The sequence below is a fragment of the Rhizobium sp. CRRU65 genome (assembly GCF_048551595.1).
Classification (GTDB): Bacteria; Pseudomonadota; Alphaproteobacteria; order Rhizobiales; family Rhizobiaceae; genus Rhizobium; species Rhizobium leguminosarum_J.
The window spans coordinates 252,832-275,032 of sequence record NZ_JBLYZH010000007.1; the positions used below are offsets into that span (position 1 = coordinate 252,832).

General features: G+C 62.0%; 23 protein-coding genes. 9 read left to right on the forward strand and 14 right to left on the reverse strand.

Going from position 1 to position 22,201, the window contains the following annotated elements; genetic code table 11:
* Positions 1 to 21 precede the first annotated feature (21 nt).
* On the forward strand, positions 22 to 1,413 hold the full coding sequence (locus ACM5SV_RS17175; RefSeq protein ID WP_222015080.1) for an amidase: 1,392 nt from the start codon (positions 22 to 24) through the stop codon (positions 1,411 to 1,413).
* Here ACM5SV_RS17175 and ACM5SV_RS17180 read toward each other — a convergent pair whose 3' ends face one another.
* The 3 genes from ACM5SV_RS17180 to ACM5SV_RS17190 all read right to left on the reverse strand — a co-directional run bounded on the left by ACM5SV_RS17180 (position 1,414) and on the right by ACM5SV_RS17190 (position 4,195).
* Positions 1,414 to 2,271, reverse strand: coding sequence for an NlpC/P60 family protein (locus ACM5SV_RS17180; RefSeq protein ID WP_221967724.1), 858 nt, complete (start codon positions 2,269 to 2,271; stop codon positions 1,414 to 1,416).
* A gap of 11 nt (positions 2,272 to 2,282) precedes the next feature.
* On the reverse strand, positions 2,283 to 2,633 hold the full coding sequence (locus ACM5SV_RS17185; protein WP_003544522.1) for a MarR family transcriptional regulator: 351 nt from the start codon (positions 2,631 to 2,633) through the stop codon (positions 2,283 to 2,285).
* A 170-nt stretch (positions 2,634 to 2,803) separates the two neighbouring features.
* Positions 2,804 to 4,195 (reverse strand): leucyl aminopeptidase, encoded by a 1,392-nt coding sequence (locus tag ACM5SV_RS17190; RefSeq protein ID WP_012759737.1) that lies wholly within the window; start codon positions 4,193 to 4,195, stop codon positions 2,804 to 2,806.
* A 144-nt stretch (positions 4,196 to 4,339) separates the two neighbouring features.
* Here ACM5SV_RS17190 and ACM5SV_RS17195 point away from each other — a divergent pair, with 144 nt between their 5' ends.
* Complete coding sequence (locus tag ACM5SV_RS17195; protein WP_012759736.1) at positions 4,340 to 5,176, forward strand: tetratricopeptide repeat protein; 837 nt, start codon at positions 4,340 to 4,342, stop codon at positions 5,174 to 5,176.
* A gap of 48 nt (positions 5,177 to 5,224) precedes the next feature.
* On the opposite strand, the gene ACM5SV_RS17200 is transcribed toward ACM5SV_RS17195, so the two are convergent.
* The 10 genes from ACM5SV_RS17200 to ACM5SV_RS17245 form a co-directional block, all read right to left on the reverse strand.
* Positions 5,225 to 5,857 carry a LysE family translocator gene (locus tag ACM5SV_RS17200; protein WP_012759735.1) on the reverse strand — a complete coding sequence of 211 codons (633 nt, stop codon included), beginning with the start codon at positions 5,855 to 5,857 and terminating at the stop codon, positions 5,225 to 5,227.
* Positions 5,858 to 6,054: 197 nt separating this feature from the next.
* Positions 6,055 to 7,041, reverse strand: a complete 987-nt coding sequence (locus tag ACM5SV_RS17205) for a type II secretion system F family protein (protein WP_012759734.1) — start codon at positions 7,039 to 7,041, stop codon at positions 6,055 to 6,057.
* 15 nt (positions 7,042 to 7,056) lie between these two features.
* Entirely contained in the window at positions 7,057 to 8,064 is a 1,008-nt protein-coding gene (locus ACM5SV_RS17210; RefSeq protein WP_113546570.1) for a type II secretion system F family protein, read from the reverse strand.
* A gap of 5 nt (positions 8,065 to 8,069) precedes the next feature.
* Positions 8,070 to 9,545 carry a CpaF family protein gene (locus ACM5SV_RS17215; RefSeq protein ID WP_012759732.1) on the reverse strand — a complete coding sequence of 492 codons (1,476 nt, stop codon included), beginning with the start codon at positions 9,543 to 9,545 and terminating at the stop codon, positions 8,070 to 8,072.
* Between the two features lie 132 nt (positions 9,546 to 9,677).
* Positions 9,678 to 10,955: an AAA family ATPase gene (locus ACM5SV_RS17220; protein WP_012759731.1), complete on the reverse strand. Its 1,278-nt coding sequence runs from the start codon at positions 10,953 to 10,955 to the stop codon at positions 9,678 to 9,680.
* Positions 10,956 to 10,969: 14 nt separating this feature from the next.
* Positions 10,970 to 11,725: a CpaD family pilus assembly protein gene (locus tag ACM5SV_RS17225; RefSeq protein WP_017995713.1), complete on the reverse strand. Its 756-nt coding sequence runs from the start codon at positions 11,723 to 11,725 to the stop codon at positions 10,970 to 10,972.
* Positions 11,722 to 13,221, reverse strand: coding sequence for a type II and III secretion system protein family protein (locus ACM5SV_RS17230; protein ID WP_012759729.1), 1,500 nt, complete (start codon positions 13,219 to 13,221; stop codon positions 11,722 to 11,724). The genes ACM5SV_RS17225 and ACM5SV_RS17230 overlap by 4 nt, the downstream gene beginning before the upstream one ends.
* Positions 13,222 to 13,231: 10 nt before the next feature.
* Entirely contained in the window at positions 13,232 to 14,047 is an 816-nt protein-coding gene (gene cpaB / locus ACM5SV_RS17235) for a Flp pilus assembly protein CpaB (protein WP_012759728.1), read from the reverse strand.
* Between the two features lie 110 nt (positions 14,048 to 14,157).
* Positions 14,158 to 14,670 (reverse strand): A24 family peptidase, encoded by a 513-nt coding sequence (locus tag ACM5SV_RS17240; protein WP_012759727.1) that lies wholly within the window; start codon positions 14,668 to 14,670, stop codon positions 14,158 to 14,160.
* Between the two features lie 124 nt (positions 14,671 to 14,794).
* A complete protein-coding gene (locus tag ACM5SV_RS17245; protein ID WP_012759726.1) occupies positions 14,795 to 14,983 on the reverse strand; it encodes a Flp family type IVb pilin in 189 nt (62 codons plus the stop codon).
* 380 nt (positions 14,984 to 15,363) lie between these two features.
* Here ACM5SV_RS17245 and ACM5SV_RS17250 point away from each other — a divergent pair, with 380 nt between their 5' ends.
* The 7 genes from ACM5SV_RS17250 (at position 15,364) to ACM5SV_RS17280 (ending at position 20,886) form a co-directional block, all read left to right on the forward strand.
* Positions 15,364 to 15,774 (forward strand): pilus assembly protein N-terminal domain-containing protein, encoded by a 411-nt coding sequence (locus tag ACM5SV_RS17250; RefSeq protein WP_003544493.1) that lies wholly within the window; start codon positions 15,364 to 15,366, stop codon positions 15,772 to 15,774.
* Positions 15,775 to 15,887: 113 nt separating this feature from the next.
* Complete coding sequence (locus ACM5SV_RS17255) at positions 15,888 to 16,523, forward strand: TadE/TadG family type IV pilus assembly protein (RefSeq protein ID WP_041935612.1); 636 nt, start codon at positions 15,888 to 15,890, stop codon at positions 16,521 to 16,523.
* The gene (locus tag ACM5SV_RS17260) at positions 16,523 to 17,104 is read left to right on the forward strand and encodes a TadE/TadG family type IV pilus assembly protein (protein ID WP_012759724.1); all 582 of its coding nucleotides are present in this window, start codon (positions 16,523 to 16,525) and stop codon (positions 17,102 to 17,104) included. The genes ACM5SV_RS17255 and ACM5SV_RS17260 overlap by 1 nt, the downstream gene beginning before the upstream one ends.
* 178 nt (positions 17,105 to 17,282) lie before the next feature.
* The gene (locus ACM5SV_RS17265; RefSeq protein ID WP_012759723.1) at positions 17,283 to 18,503 is read left to right on the forward strand and encodes a phosphopentomutase; all 1,221 of its coding nucleotides are present in this window, start codon (positions 17,283 to 17,285) and stop codon (positions 18,501 to 18,503) included.
* Positions 18,500 to 19,468 carry an adenosine deaminase gene (locus ACM5SV_RS17270; protein ID WP_012759722.1) on the forward strand — a complete coding sequence of 323 codons (969 nt, stop codon included), beginning with the start codon at positions 18,500 to 18,502 and terminating at the stop codon, positions 19,466 to 19,468. The genes ACM5SV_RS17265 and ACM5SV_RS17270 overlap by 4 nt, the downstream gene beginning before the upstream one ends.
* 93 nt (positions 19,469 to 19,561) lie before the next feature.
* Complete coding sequence (gene upp, locus ACM5SV_RS17275; RefSeq protein WP_012759721.1) at positions 19,562 to 20,191, forward strand: uracil phosphoribosyltransferase; 630 nt, start codon at positions 19,562 to 19,564, stop codon at positions 20,189 to 20,191.
* A 125-nt stretch (positions 20,192 to 20,316) separates the two neighbouring features.
* Positions 20,317 to 20,886: a TIGR02281 family clan AA aspartic protease gene (locus ACM5SV_RS17280; RefSeq protein ID WP_017995705.1), complete on the forward strand. Its 570-nt coding sequence runs from the start codon at positions 20,317 to 20,319 to the stop codon at positions 20,884 to 20,886.
* A 6-nt stretch (positions 20,887 to 20,892) separates the two neighbouring features.
* On the opposite strand, the gene deoA is transcribed toward ACM5SV_RS17280, so the two are convergent.
* A complete protein-coding gene (gene deoA / locus ACM5SV_RS17285) occupies positions 20,893 to 22,200 on the reverse strand; it encodes a thymidine phosphorylase (protein ID WP_012759719.1) in 1,308 nt (435 codons plus the stop codon).
* Between the last annotated feature and the right edge of the window lies 1 nt (position 22,201).

Sequence of the window (22,201 nt, forward strand, 5' to 3'; positions counted from 1 at the left end):
AAGAGCCCGAAAGACCATGCCATGACCGAAACCGACCTTACCATCCGCGAACTCAGGCAACGCTTCGCCGATAAGAGCCTCTCCCCCCTGGAATACTGGCTGTCTCTCGAGGATCATATAGCAGCCTGGGAGCCGTCGATTTCGGCACTCTACCTCTACGATCCGGAATCGGCGCGCGCGCAGGCGAAAGCGTCGACGGAGCGCTGGGCGAAGGGAGAAACGCTTGGCTCCCTCGACGGCATCCCGGTGACGCTGAAGGAACTGATAGCCACGAAGGGCCAGCCGGTGCCATCAGGCACGAGAGCGGTGGAACTGAGGCCCGCGGACGCCGATGCGCCGGCCGCCGCCCGGCTGCGGGAAGATGGCGCGGTGATCTTCGCCAAGACCACCTGCCCCGATTACGGCATGCTTTCCTCCGGGCTTTCGAGCTTTCATCCTCTCAGCCGCAATCCCTGGAACACCACGCAGAATCCCGGCGGATCGAGTGCCGGGGCTTCCGCAGCGGCGGCGGCCGGCTACGGACCACTGCATATCGGCACCGATATCGGCGGTTCGGTGCGCCTTCCCGCCGGCTGGACCGGCATCTTCGGCTTCAAACCGAGCCATGGACGCATTCCGGCCGATCCCTATTATGTCGGGCGCTGCGTCGGGCCGATGGCGCGCACCGTCGAGGATGCGACCTTTTCGATGGCGACGCTGTCACGGCCGGATTGGCGCGACGGCACCAGCCTGCCGCCGAACGATTTCGACTGGATGGATCTCGACATCGACCTGTCGGGCATGAAGATCGGGTTGATGCTCGATGCCGGCTGCGGCCTTGCGGTGGACGACGAGATCAGGGCCGCGGTGGAAGCGGCGGCGAAACAATTCGAGGCGGCCGGCGCGACCATTCTATCGGTCCAGCCGGTGCTGACGCGCGCGATGCTGGATGGCCTCGACAATTTCTGGCGGTCCCGGTTCTGGGGCGATATCGCGGATCTCGACGACAACAGGCGCGACAGCATCCTGCCCTATATCAGGGATTGGGCGATGGGCGGCGCCGACATCAGCGGCGTCGATGCGGTCAAGGGCTTCAATCAGACGATCGAGATGCGCAAGAGCTGCGGACGGCTGTTTACCGAGGTCGACGCCCTGCTTTCGCCGACCAATCCGATCATCTCCTATCCGGCCGAATGGGCATCTCCGACCAATGATCCGGCACTGCCGTTCGAGCATATCGGTTTCACGGTGCCGTGGAACATGTCGGAGCAGCCGGCCGCCTCGATCAATTGCGGTTTCTCCCGATCGGGCATGCCGATCGGGTTGCAGATCGTCGGGCCGCGCTTCGACGATATGCGGGTGCTGAGACTGTCGAAAGCCTTCGAGGACTGGACGGGCGGAGTGAGATCCTGGCCGCAGCCTCCGATCGGCTGATCAGCTGATCGAGCGGCGATAGCCGGTCGGTTGCTCGTAGAGCCAGCCGATGCGCTCGACCGCGGCCTCGAAATTCTCGCGCGCCACCGTCATACTATGACCGTTGGCGTGGAGGATGGTTTCCGGATCTTCGAAGACGGCGACATGGCCCTTCCAGAAGACCAGGTCGCCACGGCGGATTTCGGAGCGATCGATCGGCTGGCCGAGGCCGGCCGCCTGCAGGTCGGTATCGCGCGGCGCAGCTCTGCCCGTCATCAGCATCGCCAACTGGACGAGGCCGGAGCAATCGATGCCGAGGCCGGAACGCCCGCCCCAAAGATAGGGCGTTTCCAGGAAACGGGCGACGATCTCCACATAATCGGCGCCATCGAGCGCGCCGATCGGCTGGACGTGCTTGGCGAATATCGCAGTTCCGTCCTCGAGCACGACATAGCGATTGCCGCGCGCCTCCGCCTCGCCGGCGACGTGGACGCGGCTTCCCATCGACAGGATGGCCTGGTGGGGCTTGCGCAGTTCCGGTTCCGGATAGAGGAAGGTGCGCTGCACGGTGACGATATGGGTCGGCGCCGGCCGGCCTTCCAAGAGCGCGTCTGCCTTGACATAGCCGACATACCCGTCCGAAGCGGCTTTCACCCAGCACCAGCCGCCGGCGCGATCGAAAACCGTCACATCCTCGCCGAGAAGCAGTTCCGTATCGATTCCGCGGGCAAGGTCCGGTTCAGGGCGCACGGCCAGGACAGGAACGGCGACACGCGCCGGCGCGCCTTCCGTAAAACGTGACGCCTCAACCTTGCCTTCGAGCCCCGCTTCCGCGAGATCAGACCTGTAAGCATGCAGGCGGCGGTCGAGCATCGTCATTCGCATTCCTTTCAGATCGGCAGCCGGCGAGCCTGATCTCGGATGAGATCGCCGAGCTTTTCCAGGTAGAGCGCACCGCCGACGGTGCGCTTGATGATCACGTTGCGCCGGTCGGCATCGTCACGCACACGATCGACCAGGCCCATCTCACCCATCGTATCCAAGGCGCGGGTAATGACCGGCTTGGTGACATCAAGCGTGGCGGCAAGCCCGCGCACCGTGTGCGGCGGCGGCACCAGATAAATATGCAGCAGGATCGCCATCTGACGCAACGTCAAATCGCGGTCATCGTGGCGGACCTGATCGAGCGCCGCGCCATGCCAGAGCCCCAGCGCCTGCGAGGCGGTCAGTTCGATCGGCACGGCCCCTCCGGAAGATCGTTACGCTAACGTTCCATTTTCCGGCAGTTGCTGTGGACATGCAAGAGGCGCTGGAAATTGCTGTCCGGCAAGGTGAATAAAATTTTAACGATCGGCAGCGAGGCGCAACGCGTGAACACGCGGCGCGCCTCAACGCTTTTCTGCGGATGGCGTCAGCGCAGGCTCTCGCGGATATGGTGAAAGAGTGCGCGGATCGCCTGTGCCTCGCCGCCGCCCGGCGAATGCGGCCGTTCGGACGGAGCCCAGCCGAAAATATCGAAATGCACCCAGCTCTTCGCCTTGCTGACGAAACGCTTGAGGAAGAGGGCCGCGGTGATCGCCCCCGCCATGCCACCGGCCGGCGCATTGGTGAGATCGGCGAATTTGGTGCGGATATCCTTTTCGTAGCCGGAATAGAGCGGTAGGCGCCAGAGCGGATCATCGGTTTCCAGGCTTGCTTCGGTCAGGTCATGCGCCAGATTGGCGTCGTCGGTGAAGAAGGGCGGGAGATCCGGGCCAAGCGCAACGCGGGCAGCGCCGGTCAGCGTCGCCATGTCGATCAAGAGCTCGGGCTCTTCCTCGTCGGCATAGGCAAGCGCATCGGCAAGGATCAACCGGCCTTCAGCGTCGGTATTGTCGATCTGGACGGTCAGGCCCTTGCGGCTCCGGTAGATGTCGCCGGGGCGGAAGGCATTGGACGAGATCGCGTTTTCGACGACCGGAACGATAACGCGCAGATCGACCTTCAGCTTGGCGTCCATGATCATCAGGGCAAGCCCCATGACATTCGCCGCGCCGCCCATGTCTTTCTTCATCAGCAGCATCGAGGCGGCAGGCTTGATGTCGAGACCGCCGGTATCGAAGCAGACACCCTTGCCGACGAGCGTCACCTTGCGATGACCCTTCTTGCCCCAGCGCAACTCAAGCAGGCGCGGCGCATCGGCGCTGGCGCGGCCGACGGTATGGACCAGCGGAAAGTTCTGCTTGAGCAGGTCGTCGCCCGATATAACCGATATCTCAGCCTTGTAATGTTCGGCCAGGCCACGGAAAACGGCCTCGAGCTGGTTCGGCCCCATGTCGTTCGTCGGTGTATTGATCAGATCGCGGGCGAGAAAGACGCCGGCAAGCTGGCGCTTGATATCGGCTGCGTCGGCATCGCGGGGGATCATCAGCGTCGCCGCCGGCGACTTTTCGGATTTGTAACGGTCGAAACGGTAGCTGCCGAGCCCAAAGCCGAGGGCCAGGCGATTTGCCGTCAGCGGCGCGGTCTCGATGTGCCAGTCGCCGGCCGGCAGCGCACGGGCGAGCCTGCCGGTGATGTAAGGCTGCTCGGATGGATTGGTGCCGAGGCCGTAAAGCGCGCCGCCGAGATGGCCTTCGGCCGTCGGGATCAGCAGCAGCGACCCGCTTTCGGCCTTGTAGCCTGCCCTGCGCGCCCAATTGAGCGCGATCGGATCGATCGTGCCGGTCTCGATATGGGCAGGCGTAACGGCAAAGATCGGCAGCGTCGAACCGCCCTTCGTGTTGAAAGGAGTCGGTCTCTCGATAAACTGATAGGGGGCCATGATTGTCCTTCGGCGGTCGCAAGGAATCGTTCCTTAACGGTCTGTTAGGGTTAACAGACTATTGCTGGAGCGAAGATTACGCGTCAAACCTTTCCCTGTTCCGCTTCGAGGTCAGGCGCCGATTTCGGAATCCAGGAACGCGCCATGCCTGCCTCGCTCACCACCACATTCACGAATCGTATCCTGCAGGGCGCTGCGGCATCGCTGCTCGTCCTGGCACTCGCCGGTTGCTCGACGACCAAGGACCGGATGACAACGGGCTCGGTCCCGAAACTCACCAAGCCGGTCGAAGAGATGGACGCGATCGAGCTGCGCTCAGCGACGGACCGGCTCGGCCAGGCCTATGAAAAGAACCCGCGCGATCCCGTCACCGGCGTCAACTACGCCAATCTGCTGCGCATGAACGGTCGCGACACGCAGGCGCTCGCCGTCATGCAGCAGGTGGCGATCGCCAATCCCGCCGACCGCAACGTGCTGGCCGCCTACGGCAAGGCGCAGGCGGCGGCCGGCCAGTTTCAGCAGGCGCTCGACACGATCGGCCGCGCCCAGACGCCCGACCGTCCTGACTGGAAGCTAATCTCCGCCCAGGGCGCGATCCTCGACCAGATGGGCCGGGCAAGTGATGCCCGGCAGCGCTACCGCGACGCGCTCGACATCCAGCCGAACGAGCCCTCCATCCTTTCCAACCTCGGCATGTCCTACGTGCTGACCGGCGATCTGCGCACGGCCGAAACCTACCTGCGTTCCGCCGCCAGCCAGCCGACTGCCGACAGCCGCGTCAGGCAGAACCTTGCCCTGGTCGTCGGCCTACAGGGGCGTTTCCCGGAAGCCGAGCAGATAGCCCGGCGCGAACTTTCGCCGCAGCAGGCCGATGCCAATGTCGCCTATCTCAGAGGCATGCTCTCGCAGCAGAATTCCTGGCAGAAACTCGCCGCCAAGGACAAGACGCCGCAAGCAGCAGGCGACAGCAACACCAACTGACCGAATCATGTCGTCGGAAAGGCTTACGCCTTCAGACAGATCCTGATCTTAGCGGGCGCTCAGGCCTGAAAGAATGAGACGCAAACCCAGGCCGCCCATGACGGCACCAGCGGCCCGGTCGATCCAGCCCTTGGCGGCAAGATAGAGGCGCCGCGGATGGCGGGCCGAAAAGGCGAAGGCCACGATCGAATACCACCCCGCCTCCACGGCAAAGACGCCGAGCGGCAGCGCGACGATGAGATCGAGCGGCACCGTCCTCGGCAGAAGTGCCGCAAAGAGGCTGGCATAGACGATGATGGTCTTCGGGTTGCTGAGCTGGGTCAGCAGCGCATTCATGAAGCTCAATCTCAGCGCGCGGTTGCCGTTGACGGTGTCAGAGACTTCGAGCGGCTGACCGGCACTCCTCCAGATATTGACGGCGATATAGACGAGATAGGCGCCGCCTGCGATCTTTAGCAGGACATAGAGCCATTCGAACTGAGACAGCAGCGCCGTCAGCCCGGCAAGCGCCAGCACGGCAAAAACGACACCGCCGGCGCCCATGCCGAGTGCGGCCGCAAGGCCATCCAGCCTGGAACGCGAGATGGCGATCCTGGAGACGACGACGAAGCTCGGCCCAGGGCTCATCGCGCCGACCGCCAAGGCTGCCAAGATGCTGATGAAAATGCCCGCAGAAGACATCGGAGACCTCTCTTTTGGATTGAACGCGCGCCAGGGGCACTGCGGTTGCATCCGCTTGCCGATGGTCGTCCGTCCCGTTTACCAGCTATGCCGGTGCTGGTCACGCATGTTTGAAGGCTCCGGATCGGCCGACGGTCTTTGAGGCAACATCGTCTTCTGCCGAAAGCGGCATCCGCTTTCCGGCGCCGGCGCAACCGTCAGAACTTGTCTGCCACCTGAATGCCGGCCGGACCGAGAATGACGGCGATCAGCACCGGCAGGAAGAACAGGATCATCGGCACCGTCAGCTTCGGCGGCAGGGCGGCAGCCTTTTTTTCCGCCTCGTTCATGCGCTCGTCGCGTCCTTCCTGGGCAAGAACGCGCAGCGCCTGTGCAACCGGCGTACCGTAGCGATCGGCCTGGATCAGCGCCTGAGTCACCGATCGAACCAGCTCGATCTGGGTGCGCGTGGCAAGATTTTCGAGCGCCGCACGGCGATCCGGCAGGAAGGAAAGCTCGGCCGTGGTCAGCACCATCTCCTCGGCAAGCGCCGGCGACTGCTCGCCGAGCTCTTCCGACACACGGCGCATCGCGGCCTCGATCGAGATGCCGGATTCAACGCAGATCAGCATCAGGTCCAGCGCATCCGGCCAGGCGCGCTTGATCGAGTGCTGGCGCTTGCCCATGCGGTTCGAGATGAAGATATTCGGCGCGTAGAAGCCGAGATAACCGACGCCGATGACGGCGAAGAGGCGGATCGGCGTGCCCTTTTCGGCGAGATTGCCGAGGCCGAAGACCCAGACAGCGGCAAGCGTCAGGAACAGGAAAGGCAGCAGGAAACGCGCCACCAGGAAGGTATTCAGCGCATTCTCCGATCGGAAGCCGGCGGCACGCAGCTTGTTGACCGTGTTTTCGTCGACCAGCGCCTTGCGCAGGTTGAAGCGCTCGACGATCTGACGGACCGAGCGGTTGTTCTGGTTCCTGAGCGAGGCCTTGCCGGCGCCGGTTTCCGTGTTCATGCGGGCGCGTTCGCGGGCACGGATCTGCTCGCGCTCCGTGGAAACAGCCTTCATGCGCTTGTTCAAATCGCCGCGCTCGAAAAAGGGAATGGCGATCGTGTAAAAAGTGGCGAAGACGGCAATCGCGACGAAGAGGGCGATCAGCATGCTCGGATTGGTCAGCGTTGCGGCAAGATCCTGCGACATGGTGCGTCCTTCCGGCTAGATGTCAAAATTGACCATGTTGCGCATGACGAAGATGCCGATCGACATCCAGATCGCCGAGACACCCATGATGAAATGGCCGCGCGGATCGGTGAAAAGGATCATCATGTAGTTCGGCGACGTCATGTAGACGAGCGTCGCGACGATGAAGGGCAGAGCCCCGATAATGACGGCCGACGCCTTGGCTTCCATCGAGAGCGCCTGGACCTTGGCCTTCATCTTCCTGCGCTCACGCAGCACCTTGGAGAGGTTGCCGATCGCTTCCGACAGATTGCCGCCGGCCTGCGACTGGATGGCGATGACGATGGCGAAGAAGTTGACTTCCTGGAGCGGCATGTGGATCGTCATGCGCGCGCAGGCGTCGGGGATACTCAGGCCTACCTGCTGCGCCTCGATCACCCGCAGGAACTCGCTCTTGACAGGCTCGGTGCCTTCGGTGGCAATAAGGCGGATCGCATCGTTGAGCGGCAGGCCCGATTTGATTGAGCGCGTAATAACGTCAAGCGCATTGGGGAGTTCGTTCAAAAACTTGGTCTGGCGGCGCTTGATCAGGAAGCCAACGACCCAGCGCGGCAGGCCGAGACCGGCGACGACGGCGATACCGACCATGACCATCCACGATGCGCCGACGACCAAGGCGACGAGAAGCAGCATGGAGGCGAAGACGGCGCTGATGAGATAGAATTTCGCCGCCGTGATCGTCAGGCCGGCCTGCACCAGCCGCGCCTTCATCGACACGGTCTTCTTGGTCTTTTCGTGCTGGCGCTTTTCCAGATCCTTCAGATTGTCCTGCACCGATTTACGGCGCTTCGACAGCTCTTGCACCCGGTCACGGGCAGCCTTGACCTTGACCCGGTCGCTTTCGGCCGATTTGACGCGATTGATGCGGCTTGCCGATTTCTTGTCGGCCTCGATCTTCGAAAACAACAGGGCATAGGCGACCGCCGCCGCGGAGACGGCGGCGAGGACGACGATTACCAATACTATCGGATCGAACCCGAACATCTCGCCTATTCCTTCGTTTTCGCTTCCATCGCGTCGAGGGCGGCGGCAAGACGCTTTTCCTCGTTGAAGTAGCGGGCGCGATCCCAGAAATGCGGCTTGCCGACGCCGGTCGACATGTGCCGGCCGATCAGGCGGCCATTCGCATCCTCGCCATCGATCTCGTAGCGCATCAAGTCCTGGGTGATGATGACGTCGCCTTCCATGCCGATCACCTCGGTGATCTGGGTGATGCGGCGCGAACCGTCGCGAAGGCGTGCCGCCTGAATGACGACGTCGACCGAGCTGGAAATGATCTCGCGCACCGTCTTTGCCGGCAGGGTAAAGCCCCCCATGGCGATCATCGATTCAATACGGCTCAGGCATTCGCGCGGTGTGTTGGCGTGGATGGTGCCCATCGAACCGTCGTGACCGGTGTTCATCGCCTGCAGCAGGTCGAAAACTTCAGGTCCGCGCACTTCGCCGACGATGATGCGCTCGGGACGCATACGCAGGCAGTTCTTGACGAGATCGCGCATGGTGATCTCGCCCTCGCCTTCGATATTCGGCGGGCGCGTTTCGAGACGCACGACATGCGGCTGCTGCAGTTGCAGTTCGGCCGTATCCTCGCAGGTGATGACGCGTTCGTCCCTGTCGATATAGTTGGTGAGGCAGTTCAGAAGCGTGGTTTTACCCGAGCCGGTGCCGCCTGAAATGACGACATTGCAGCGCACGCGCCCGATGATCTGCAGCACGGTTGCACCTTCCGGCGTGATCGCGCCGAAACGGACGAGCTGATCGAGGGTCAGCTTGTCCTTCTTGAACTTGCGGATGGTGAGCGCCGGCCCGTCGATCGACAGCGGCGGCGCGATGACGTTGACGCGCGAGCCATCCGGCAGGCGGGCGTCGCAGATCGGGCTCGATTCGTCGACGCGGCGGCCGACCTGGCTGACGATGCGCTGACAGATCGAGAGAAGCTGTGCATTGTCGCGGAAGCGTATTTCCGATTCGATCGTCTTGCCGCCGACTTCGATGAACGTCTGACCGGCGCCGTTGACCATGATGTCGGCGATGTCGTCGCGCGCCAGCAACGGCTCCAGCGGGCCGTAGCCGAGGACGTCGTTGCAGATATCCTCGAGCAGTTCTTCCTGCTCGGAGATCGACATCGCAAAGTTCTTGATGGTGATGATGTCGTTGACGATGTCGCGGATTTCCTCGCGGGCGCTTTCGCCGTCGAGCTTGGAAAGTTGCGAGAGATCGATCGTGTCGATCAGCGCGGAAAAGACCTGCGCCTTGGTGTCGTAATATTCATCGGTGCGGGCCGGGCGCTTGCGTTGCGGCGTCTGCATCGGCGGCGGCGTCACCTGCTGGCGTGCGGACTCGCGCGAGGGTTCGACCAGAATGGAGGGGGAAGAGGCCGCAGGGGCGGCGGCCGGAGCCGGCGGCGGAGGAGCAATCGCCCCCCCGACCTTTCCGGAACCCTCATTTCCGCGTTTTCCAAACATGCCACTCGATCCAATCTGCTCGTTCTAGAGCATTTCCCGATCTCTCCGAGTCATGGAAATGCTCTATCTGTTCGTTTTCACGCAATTGCGGACGCAAAGCCGCTTCCCGCTTTTGCTGGAATTGCTCATCGTCTACTTGCGCTTTAGGAGGCCCAGCAGGCCGCCCTTCCTCGCCTTCTTGATCGCGACACGGCCGGTGACGATGTGCGATATCTGCGAAAAGGTTTCCGCCGTCGGCGACTTCGGGTCGACTTCCGAGATCATCCGGCCACTGTTGGCGGCGTTGCCGAAAAGATGGATGTCGAAGGGAATGATCGCGATCGGATCGATCTCCAGCGGCTCACAGAAATCCGACGGCGAAATTTCCGGCCGTTTCGGCATGCCGACCTGATTGAGGATGAGATGCGGCGGCCGGTCGTTCGGCCGCATCTTGCGCAGCGCGTCGAGCATATTCTTGGCGTTGCGCAGGTTGGCGAGATCGGGAACCGCTGCGATGACCACCTCGTCGACGCTCGACAGCACCGAGCGCGTCCATTCCGACCATGCATGCGGGACATCGAGCACTGTGACGGGCGCGCTGCGCTGCAGAACATCGAGCACCGGCTGGAAGGCCTGGCCGTCGAAATCATAGGCACGGTCGAGCAGCGAGGGTGCGGCAAGCAGCGACAGATGCTCGGAGCATTTCGTCAACAGGCGGTCGAGGAAGACCTCGTCGAGACGATCGGGTGCGAAGACCGCTTCAGCGATGCCCTGGGCCGGATCCTGGTCGAAATCGATGTTCGCCGTGCCATAAGGCAGGTCGAGATCGGCGAGGATCGTCTCGGTGGAGAAGAGATTGGAAATGCCGAAGGCGCAATTATGCGCGATGGTCGAAGCGCCGGTGCCGCCCTTCGAGCCGATGAAGGCGATGCTGCGGCCAAGCGGCTCGGCTTCCGGATCGACGAAGATCGAGGCCATCGCCGCAAGGATATCGGGCATGGCGACGGGCTGGACCATATATTCGGAAATGCCGTTGCGGATGAGTTCGCGATAAAGCCCGATATCGTTGTAATAGCCGATAATGACGACCTTGGTCGTCGGATCGCAGACGGCGGCGAGCGGTGCGAGTTCGCCGAGCAGGTTCGCGGCATTCGCCTTGGTCTCGAGGATGATGAGGTTCGGCGTCGGGGCGCCGGAAAACATATTGGCGGCAGCGGCGATGCCGCCGCTGGTGATGCGCATGCTGACTTTCGCCACGCGCCGATCATTGGCGCAGCGTTCCATGACATGCTGCAGGACCTCGCTCTCGCAGAAGGCGTGGACGGAGATGCGCGGCAACGGCCGCATGTTTTCCAGATCCGCCATGCGCACCGCCTCCTCGGCGTTGCGAAGCTCGCTGGGGTTTTTGATTTCGTATTCGATCGCGCTCATCGTCCCGTTCCGCCTCAGAAGCTGCTGTCGCTGCCGACATCTTCGATTGTCGATGTCGTCGTGCGGTATTCCTGGATGGCATTGTTGCGTCGCTGTGCGTCGATCGGGGTCATGCCGCGGGGTGCCACCAGATCCTCCGGATTGGCAATCTGGGCGGCAAGGTTGTTCTGCGAAGCGCAGCCGAAATTATAGTAATTCTGGTTGGTCAAATCGTTCGAAATGTCCTTCGGCCACTGACCGCATTGCGTGGTGACCGCGGTGGTGCCGGTAAAGCTCAGCCGGATCGGCGCCGCATCGCCGGGACCGGCAGCGGCATAGGAGGTGTTGACGATTTTCGAGCTTGCGATCCCCCTCGATGTCAGCTCGGCACGAACCTGATTGCGCAGCTGATAGGCGGCCGCCGAATTGGGCGAGCCTTGCGGTGACAGCACGTAAACTGGCCCGGAGGCGCGCGAGATATAGTTTGCCGCAAAGCCGCGGATGAGGTCGCGCTGGGCGATGGTCAAGCGGCGATCGGTGGAGGCAACAGGTATATCCACCGTCTGCTCCGCCTCCGTGACGATGATCGGGTGGCGGGCGCGGTAATCGTCCGGAATGCCGCCGGTCGTCAGCTGGTCATGCGGGCCGGCGCATCCGGAAAGGATTGCCATCGACATGGCGGCCATCGCAAAAAACGCCTTCGAGATTCCGAAGCGGGGTGTCGTCGCAATCATATGGGCCATCGCCTGATCTCTGTTTTCTGCCATTGCTGCCGATCGTGCCCCGCTCATTTGTAGATGAACCCGATCGAGCCGTGGAACTGCGCGTCTGCAACGGGCGCCTCGCGGCGGCCATAGACCTTGTTGACACGGTTGAGGAAGAAGGTCGCACCGTCGTTCTCAGGGCTGAAATTGTCGTCCGGCCGGTTGAGCTGGTTGCGCGCCACCGGGCGCACCAGATAGGGCGTGGCGATGATGACGAGCTCGGTTTCCTGACGCTCGAAACCCTTCTGGCGGAAGAGCGTCCCGAGTAGCGGGATCTTTGAGACACCGGGCGTGCCGCCCATCGTCTGGGAAACATTGTCGCGGATAAGGCCGGCGAGCGCGATCGAGCCGCCCGAAGGCAGCTCCACCGAGGTTTCCGCCGAGCGGCGCTGATAGGTGGCGTTGCCGCTGCCGGCCACCGGTTCGGAGACGTTGGTCTTGATCTGCAGGCTGATGCGGCCCGATGACAGCACGACCGGTTTGAAGGCGAGGCTGATACCGTAGTTAAACGGTACGACGGTGACATTGCCGTCGCTGTCGGTCGTCGAATAAAGCTGCTGGCCACCGGAATTGAAGGTCGCGGCCTGGCCCGATATCGCCGTCAGCGTCGGTTCTGCGAGCGTCTTGACGACCTTGGCCTGTTCCAGCGCGTTGAGGTAGGTCGAAATGTCGTATTTGCCGATCGAGCTCTTGAAGAGCGCCGCCAGACCGCCACCGACCGTCGACGCGGCGCTGTCGGCGCTGGGACTGCCGAGCTGAGCGACCGTCATGCCGGAAGAATTGGAAACCAGATTGTCGAAGCCGAGCTGCTTCAGCACCTCGCGGCGGACCTCGGCGATCGTCACCTTGAGGGTGACCTGGTCCTCGCCCTCGATCTGCAGCAGGTTGACGACCTGCGAACTCTGGCGACCTTCGGCAAAAAGCGCCACAGAGCTGTCGCCGCCGGTGCCGGATGCCGTTTCGGTTCTGGTCGTCGCCTCGCCGCCCTTCAGGAAGACCTGTGCCAGATCGGCGGCCTGTGTGGCATCCTGCGGCGTGCGCACGGTGCCGGTCAGCACGATGTTGTCGGAGACGATTTCGACGTTGATGTTGGAGTCGGGAATGAAGCGGCGGAGATTGACTTCGAGGCCGGAGACGTCGCGCTCGATCTCGATGTCGAGATTGACGATCTCCTGTCCACCGGCGCCGAAGACGAAGATATTCGTCTGGCCGACCTTCTTGCCGAACAGGTAGATGCGCCGCGAGGTGCGGGTCACGGCATCAGCCATGGTCGGATCGGAGACGAGGATATCATGCGCATCCTCCGGCAGATCGACAACGACGGCCTTGTTGAGCCCGAGCTTCAGCCGGCGATGGGCATTGGAGCCGGTCTGCGAGATCCGGACCAGGCTATCGGAATCGGCGCGCGCTTCGCCTGCACCGAAGAGTGGGGCGAAAGAGGCCGGCACCATACCAGAGGCGCCGATTGCCAGCGAAAGGCAACCTGTCAGGAGAGGTCCGGCGCGCCGCGTTGAATTGCCCATTTGCACGTCCTTACTCCGCCTTCGGCGCGGCGCCCGCATCCGTGACGATGGCGCCCGATTTGATGACCTGGATGATCGCACTGCCGTTGTCGCCGCTCAGCAGATAGTCGGCGGCGCTGGTATCCTGCTCCTGCGCATCGGCGACCGAGCGCAGCGCCAGCGACAGCCGGTCCGCCATCTGCTGGGCGACGGCAAGAACCTTCGTTTGATCGGGCGTGAGCTCGAGCGTCGCGGTTGTACCGACCACCGATTTCGAGCCATCGTCCTTTTCCTGGATCTGCTGGTCGATGGCGAGGACGCGGACATTGCTCAGCACGGTTTCGGTGATGAGCTTGTCGGCCTCCGCGCCCTTGCGGACCATGATGACGTCGACGCGATCATTCGGCAGGATGAAACCGCCGGCGCCCGTTGCCACCGATATCTCAGTCGCGACGGCGCGCTTGCCGGCCGGCAACAGCGAGGAGAGGATGCGGCTGCTGGAATCGGCGATCTTTTCCGGCCGGATCGGTTCACCTTCGAAGATCGGCAGACGCACGACGGCGCCCTGCAGATCCTTGATTGCATCCGGCTTGTCGGTTTCGGTGATGAGGCCGGGAACGACGCCGCCCTGCGGCCAGGCCATCCAATGCACCGCCTGGTCATCCAGCCTTGCGCCGACCGACAGATTGCCGCTCGAGACGAGGATGTTGACGGTCGGTTCCTTCTCGACGACCGAGCGGACCTGGGTAACGACACCGCCGCTGCCCGCCATTTGCATTGCCAGGAGGCCGGCGAGGCCGGCTGCCACCACGGCGACAGCTAGGATTATAAGGCGAGCCGGTTTCATCGATCATTCCTCAGGGCACGATATGTTCGCCCTGTAGAATGCTCAGCAATTGGTATAATTATGGTTAATGGAACGCTTACATTTTAAGTTAACGGGCATTTAAAATGCCGTTATTTCAGGCTTTCCAGTGCCGCGAGGAACAGCGGCGAGGAAGGGAAGGCCATGAAGCCGCCGATTGCGATCGCGATGCCGTAGGGGATCTTCTTGGCGAGCAGGACCGAGTTCGGCACTGGCAGGCCGATGGCGAGAATAGTATTGGACTGCGTTCTCACCAGCAGGATGAGCAAGGTGATGAGACCGCCGATCGCGGCGACATCGGTCATCAGGAAAAGCAGCGATTCATTCAGACCGAACCAGAGCGCGGTGGCGCTCAACAGCTTGGCATCTCCGCCGCCCATCACATTGAATGCAAAGAGAGCAAAGCAGGCGCTGAAGACGATGGCGGCGCCGGCAAGATGCATGCCGATCATTTCCAGTCCCAAGCCGGAGAACGGCGCGAGGACGAGGAAAGAGGCGGTCAGGATCACGGAAATGCGGTTCGGGATCGTCATGGTGAACAGATCCGAGAACGCCGCCATGGCGAGGCAGAGTGGCAGTATCAGGAAAACTGCAGCTGCGATCATGCGTATATCCGATCAAGACATGATGCGAAAAGGCTCACGGCTGTTCAGCCTGTGAGCCCGCTCGGATAGTTCGGCCGGAGAAAATCCGGCCGGCATATGCGAATGCCGTCACGCAACAGCTATCTTAGCTGCCGCTCGCGGTGACCGAGGTGTCCATCTTGGTGCTCAAGCCGTTAAACACGTTGCCGATCTTGCCGCCAAGGCTCGTTGCGCCGGTGATGAGCGCTACGGAAATGAGGGCGGCGATCAGTCCGTATTCGATTGCGGTCGCGCCGGATTCGTCCTTCAGAAAACGGCTAAAAAGCTTGGTCATGGTAACTCCTAACTCCAGTTGATGTTCAGCACGTCCGCCAACTGTTTGCCGTTGATCGGATGACTGCAACCTAGCGAATGGCCGTTTCCATCGGCTTAAGGAAAAGAGTTAACGACATGTGAACGAGACAACAGGCCTTTGTAGAGTCAGTATTTTCTTACGCGCTTACCTCAATATTTAACAATATTCCTGATATAACCGCAGCATTCATCCGGAAATAGCACAAATTCCGCTTCCAACCGAGGCGTGCGCCGCCCAGAGACCGTACCAAATCGGAGCATTGCGCTTCATCCTGGAACAGAGCGGTAGGCTTAAGGCTTCGTTCACCATTTCTTTCCATTCTATGCGGATATTGCGCTGTGATCATGAAAGAGGACCCAATGTCATCGAGCGGCAAAACCATTTTCTTTGCCGGCATGATCGCCGTTTTCGGTATTTCGGGAGTTTCCGCGGCCGCAGACGATGACATGCTGCGCGTCTATATGGATCACGCGCGCGTCTTGAAACTCGACCGCCCCGTCAGCAAGGTGATTGTCGGCAATGCCGCAGTCGCCGATGCAACGGTCGCCGACGCCAAGACCATCGTGCTGACGGGACGCAGCTTCGGCACCACCAATCTGGTGCTTCTCGATGCCGACGGCAATGCGATCCTCGACGAACGCATCCTGGTGTCGATCGACGAGGGCAATACGGTACGCGTCTACCGGCAGACGCAGCGCTCCGTGCTGTCCTGCACGCCGAATTGCGAGCAGCATGCGCAGCAAGCGGCCACCGCGACCGCCTCACCCTGAGTATATTTCGGAGCTTCCTCGGCCATTCGTTAAAATCCTCGTGTCAGGTTGAAACGGAAAATCAACGAACGGACCTTAGTCTGACGACTGAGAATGTCGCTCGGGTCCAGGCAATGATGACAATCGATCAGCAGACGGATAAGGGGCGCGCTGTTGCGCCGTTCCGCTTCTTACGGTTTCGCGGTCTCGCCCGCTCACGCGAGGGTGCTGCGGCGATCGAATTCGCCCTGCTCGCCATTCCCTATTTCCTGGTGATTTTCGCAATCCTCGAAACTTTCGTCGCCTTCGCCGCCGAAGAACTTGTCTCCAATGCTGTCGATACGATGAGCCGCCGGATGCGAACCGGGCAGATCACCTATAATCTCGGCCGCACGACCGATATGAACCAGGCGCAGTTCCGGCAGGCTTTCTGCGATGAGATCTCGATCCTGATCCGCTGCTCGGCGAGCGAAGTCGCTACGCCGAGCAAGCTCTACGTGGATGTGCAGACGTTCAGCACCTTTTCGGCCATTCCGACGACGATCCCCAAGCTTTCCACCGACAAATATGCCGACATCAACACGGCGGCCTTCAAATATGCGCCGGGCGGCGCCGGCACGATCAATATGCTGCGCGCCTACTACCGCTGGGAAATCACCGCGGATCTGGTCCGACCTTACATCACCACGATACGTCCCTCCGACGGTTCGATGCCGCGGCAATATCTGATCGTCGCGACCGCGGCCTTCCAGAATGAGCAGTATCCATAATGGCGTTGCGCAACCCGTTCACCAGACTGGTCCTGACGGTGCGGCGGCTGGCCCGCGACCGCAGGGGCGCCGGCGCGATCGAATTCGCGATCCTCTTTCCCGTGCTCGTGATGCTCTATATCGGCGCTTTCGAGATCACCGTCGGCCTCAGCGTCAGCAAGCGCGTGACGCGCGCCGCAGGAACGGTGGCCGACCTCGTCACCCAGCAGCAATCCGTCACCAAGAGCGCGCTCGCGCAGATGCCGTCGGTCGCAACGGCGATCTTCGTGCCCTACAACTCCACGTCGCTGACGCTGAAGATCACCGGGATCACCATCGATGCCGGTGCCAATGCGAAGGTGCTCTGGTCCTGGGCGAAGGATGGGACGGTGCCCTATGCCAAGAACACCACGGTGAGCAACGTGCCAGCGGATATGAAGACGGCGAACAGTTTCCTGGTCCGTACCGAACTCAGCATCCCCTATACGATGTTCCTGTTTGCCCCGAACTTCATGCCGGATGGCATGCGTACGATCACCATCAGCCGCAGTTATTTCTACCGCCAGCGGCAAGGCGACTCGATCCCCTGCGGCGACTGCTGACGACCGCCTCCTGCTCCTCTCTGCTGCATAGCAGCAATTCAAAGTGTTACAGTGTCCTTTGCGCGTCTGAAAAAGACGCGCGGCGCTGTAATTTGCCAAGCCGGCCGCAGCATTATATGGCTGGATTTCAGCCGCCTCCGATATTGCAGAGGCCGCGATCGGCTCTCTCGGGTGTAAAATGGCGCGTGCCTTTCTTTTCGTTCTGGATTCCTTCGGCATTGGCGGGGCGCCGGATGCGGCGGCCTATGGCGACGAGGGCGCCGATACGCTCGGCCATATCGCCGAGTTCTGCGCAGCCGGAGCCGGAGACCGCGCCGGATTGCGCGAAGGGCCGCTTTCCCTGCCCAACATGTCGGAACTCGGGCTCATGCAAATCGCGCGATCCGCCTCCGGCCGATTTCCGGCCGGCATGCCCGTCCCGGAGAAGGTTTATGGCATTTATGGCGCTGCGACCGAAATCTCCCGAGGCAAGGATACGCCGTCGGGTCATTGGGAAATCGCGGGAACACCGGTCAGTTTCGATTGGGGTTATTTCCCGATAGAGGGCGACGCCTTTCCTGCCGAATTCATCGAGGCGCTATGCAGAGAGGCTGACGTGCCCGGCATCCTCGGCAACTGCCATGCTTCGGGAACGGAGATCATCGCCCGGCTCGGCGAGGACCATATCCGCACCGGCAAGCCAATCTGCTACACCTCTTCGGATTCCGTCTTTCAGGTCGCGGCGCACGAGGAGCATTTCGGCCTCGATCGTCTGCTCGCCTTCTGCCGTTTGGCCCGGGGGCTGCTCGATCCCTACAATATCGGCCGTGTCATCGCCCGGCCCTTTATCGGCCAGTCCGCCTCTACTTTCCAGCGCACGGGAAACCGGCGCGACTTCTCCGTGGTGCCGCCGGAGCCGACGCTACTCGACCGGCTGATCGAGCACGGCCGGCATGTGCATGCTGTGGGAAAGATCGACGACATCTTCGCGCATCAGGGCATTTCCAAGGTCATCAAGGCGAACGGAAACGAGGCGCTGATGGATGCGTCCCTCGCGGCGCTCGACGAGGCTGGGGACGGCGATCTCGTTTTCACCAATTTCGTCGATTTCGACATGATCTACGGTCATCGCCGCGACGTGCCGGGTTATGCAGCCGCACTCGAAGCCTTCGATGCGCGCTTGCCTGAAGTCCACAAGAAACTGAAGCCCGGCGATCTCGTCGTGCTCACCGCCGATCATGGCTGCGATCCGACCTGGCGCGGCACGGACCATACGCGCGAGCGTGTGCCTGTCATCGCTTATGGCCCCGGCATCCGGTCGCGTTCGATCGGCGTGCGCCGCAGCTATGCCGATATCGGCGAGAGCATCGCCCGGCATCTCGGCATCCCGGCCGGGCCGCACGGAAGGAGTTTTCTGTGACATCGCATTTGAAGAAGGTCGAACTGCACTGCCATCTGGAGGGTGCAGCACCGCCGGCTCTGACCGCAGCGCAGGCGCAGAAATATGGCGTCGACATCAGCGCACAGCTTCGCGACGGCGCCTATGTCTGGCATGATTTCGCAAGCTTCCTCGAATGTTACGACAAGGTTTCCGAGGTCTACAAGACCGAGGAGGACTATGCGCTTCTGACCGAAACCTATCTCGACGAACTCGCCGCCATCGATACGATCTACAGCGAGCTCATCGTTTCGCCCGACCACGGCAAGCGCATCGGGCTCGGCGCCGATGCCTATATATCCGGTATCTGCGAAGGCATCCGGCGGGCCAGGGAAAAGAACGGCATTGAGGCCCGGCTGATCGTCACCGGCGAGCGGCATTTCGGTCCGGAGAGCGTGATTGGTGCTGCCGAATATGCGGCAAAGGCCGGCAATCCCCTGATTACCGGCTTCAATCTTGCCGGCGAGGAGCGCATGGGGCGCGTCGCCGATTATGCCCGCGCCTTCGATATCGCCCGCGAGGCCGGCCTCGGGCTGACCATCCATGCCGGCGAGGTCTGCGGCGCCTTCAGCGTCGCCGATGCGCTCGATGCGGTGCGCCCCTCGCGCATCGGCCACGGGGTGCGCGCCATCGAGGATGTCGATCTGGTCAAACGGCTTGCCGATCTCGGCACCGTGCTCGAGATCTGCCCGGGCTCCAATATCGCCCTCGGGGTCTTTCCGGATTTCGCCTCCCATCCGCTGCGCCGGCTGAAGGACGCGGGCGTCCGGGTGACGATCAGCTCGGACGATCCGCCTTTCTTTCATACTTCGCTCAAGCGGGAATACGAACTTGCCGCCGGGACCTTCGGTTTCAGCGACGCCGAGATCGATGCCATGACGCGCACGGCGATCGAAGCCGCCTTCGTCGACGATGAGACACGCAAGGCCCTGCTCGCCCGAATTTGAGGGCGAGAGGCTGGGGAAGATTGGCCGCCACTCTTGCGGTCTGGCCGATTTCCGTGAAAGAAACATTCGATAGAAAGAATGAAAGGCTTCCCCATGGACGGCGTCACAGTCATCGATCATCCGCTTGTGCAGCACAAGCTCACCATCATGCGGCGCAAGGAGACATCGACGGGAAGTTTCCGGCGCTTGCTGCGCGAAATCTCGACGCTGCTCTGTTACGAGGTCACCCGCGATCTCGAACTGACGATGGAAACGATCGAGACGCCGCTGCAGACGATGGAATCGCCGATCCTCGAGGGCAAGAAGCTGGTCTTCGCCTCGATCCTGCGCGCCGGCAACGGACTGCTCGAAGGCATGCTCGATCTCGTGCCGTCCGCCCGCGTCTCGCATATCGGCGTCTACCGCGACCACGAGACGCTGCAGCCGGTCGAATATTACTTCAAGGCGCCGGAGGACGTGGCCGAGCGGCTGATCATCGTCGTAGACCCGATGCTTGCGACCGGCAATTCCTCGATCGCGGCAATCGACAAGCTCAAGGAACGCGGCGCCCACAATATCCGCTTCCTCTGCCTGCTTGCCGCCCCGGAAGGCATCCGCAACTTTCGCGCCGCGCATCCCGATGTTCCGGTCTTCACCGCGTCGATCGATAGCCATCTCAACGAGAAGGGCTATATCGTGCCCGGTCTCGGCGATGCCGGCGACCGCATGTACGGCACCAAGTAATTTCAACCTTCTTTTACCAAATCGAAAGACTTTGCGGCCCGGTGGTTCAAGCCGGGCCTTTTGTCGTCGATATTAGCAACTTATCAGCACTTGAGGTTTAGGAAGCCTGAAGCATGAGGCCCTGCATGATGCCGGGTTTATACAGGAAGGATTTCTGTTTCATGCTCGTGCGTACCGTCCTATTCGCCAGCATCGCCGCGGTGCTCGCCACACAGGTGCCTTCCTTCTTCGGAAGCACCAGCCAGCAGCCTGCTGACGCTCTCTCCGCCAATTACGTATCGACCGAAAGCGATGAGGCCGCAGTACCCGCGCCCGTCTCTGGCAGCAATGCGATCCGGCTGCAGGCCGATGCGCAGGGCCACTATACCGGCAGCTTCAAGATCAACGGCAAGCCGGTGCAGGGCCTGATCGATACCGGCGCCACCTATGTGGCGCTCAACGAGACGCTGGCCCGCCGGCTGGGCTTCACCGCCAACCAACTCGATTTCCGTTACGGGGTGAACACTGCGAACGGCCAGACGAAGGCCGCGCATGTGACACTCGACCGGGTCGAAATCGGCGGCATTCGCGTGCGCGATGTCGAAGCCTTCGTCCTGAGGGACAATGCGCTGACGACGACGCTGGTCGGCATGAGTTTCCTGCAGAAGCTCGCCTCCTATTCCGTCGCCGACGGTTCGCTCAGCCTCAAGCAGTAAACCGCGTCAGATCAGGCCCGCAATCACCGGTGTCAGCTCCGGCTTGTCCTCGGTGATGCGGTAATGCATGGCAAGTGCCGCAGCCGCCCGCTCCGCCGCGGCTTCGTCAGCAGCATGAACCAGCGCGATCGGTTCGCCCGCGTTTACGCGGGTGCCAAGCGGCAGGAGTTCGGAAAAGCCGACGCGATGGTCGATCCGGGCCGCCGGATGGCGTCTTCCGCCGCCAAGGTCGATGACACTGATGCCGACACCGCGCGCATCGCAGCCGGCAAGCCAGCCGGACCGGGCGGCCGGGACAGGCTTTTCCACAGGCGCCCTGACTAGATATCGGTCGGGATTTTCGATGAGATCGGCCGGGCCGCCGAGCATCGATACCATACGCGCGAAGACTTCCGCCGCCTTTCCCGACGACAAGGCCCGCCGCGCCATTCCTTCAGCTTCATCAGGCGAAGCGGCGATACCGGATTTCACCAGCATCTCGGCGGCGAAGGCAAAAACGACGATATCAAGCCGCGTGTCTCTTTTCCTGCCTGCCAGGAAGTCCAGGCAGTTGCGCATCTCGACCGCGTTGCCGGCACTGTCGGCGAGCGGCTGGTTCATGTCGGTGATCAGGGCCGAGGTCTTCACGCCTGCACCATTGGCCACCTCGACCAGCGACTGCGCGAGGATCTCCGCCTGGCCGCGATCGGCCATGAAGGCGCCATTGCCGACCTTGACGTCGAGCACCAGCGTCTCGAGCCCCGCCGCAAGTTTCTTCGAGAGGATCGAGGCGGTGATGAGGGGAATGGAATCGACCGTGGCGGTTACGTCGCGCACGGCATAGAGCCTGCCGTCGGCGGGCGCCAAGGTCCCGGTCTGGCCGATGATGGCGCATCCCGCCTCCTTCACGACCTTGTGGAACAGGTCAGCATCCGGGGTGATCAGATAGCCGGGAATGGATTCGAGCTTATCCAGCGTGCCGCCGGTATGGCCGAGGCCGCGCCCGGAGATCATCGGAACGGCGAGGCCGCAGGCAGCGGCGATCGGCGCCAGCATCAGCGAAACATTGTCGCCGACGCCGCCGGTCGAATGCTTGTCGGCGATCGGGCGGTCGATATCGGCCCATTGCAGCCTGTCACCGGAATCGGCCATCGCCAGCGTCAAGGCCACGATTTCGGCCCGCGACATGCCCTTGAACCAAACGGCCATGGCGAATGCGCCGATCTGGCCTTCCGACAATCGACCGGCAGCGAGTGCCGCGATGAAGGAGCTGATATCGGCGGCGGCGAGTTCGTCGCCATCGCGCTTACGCCGAATGATCTCCTGCGGAATCATT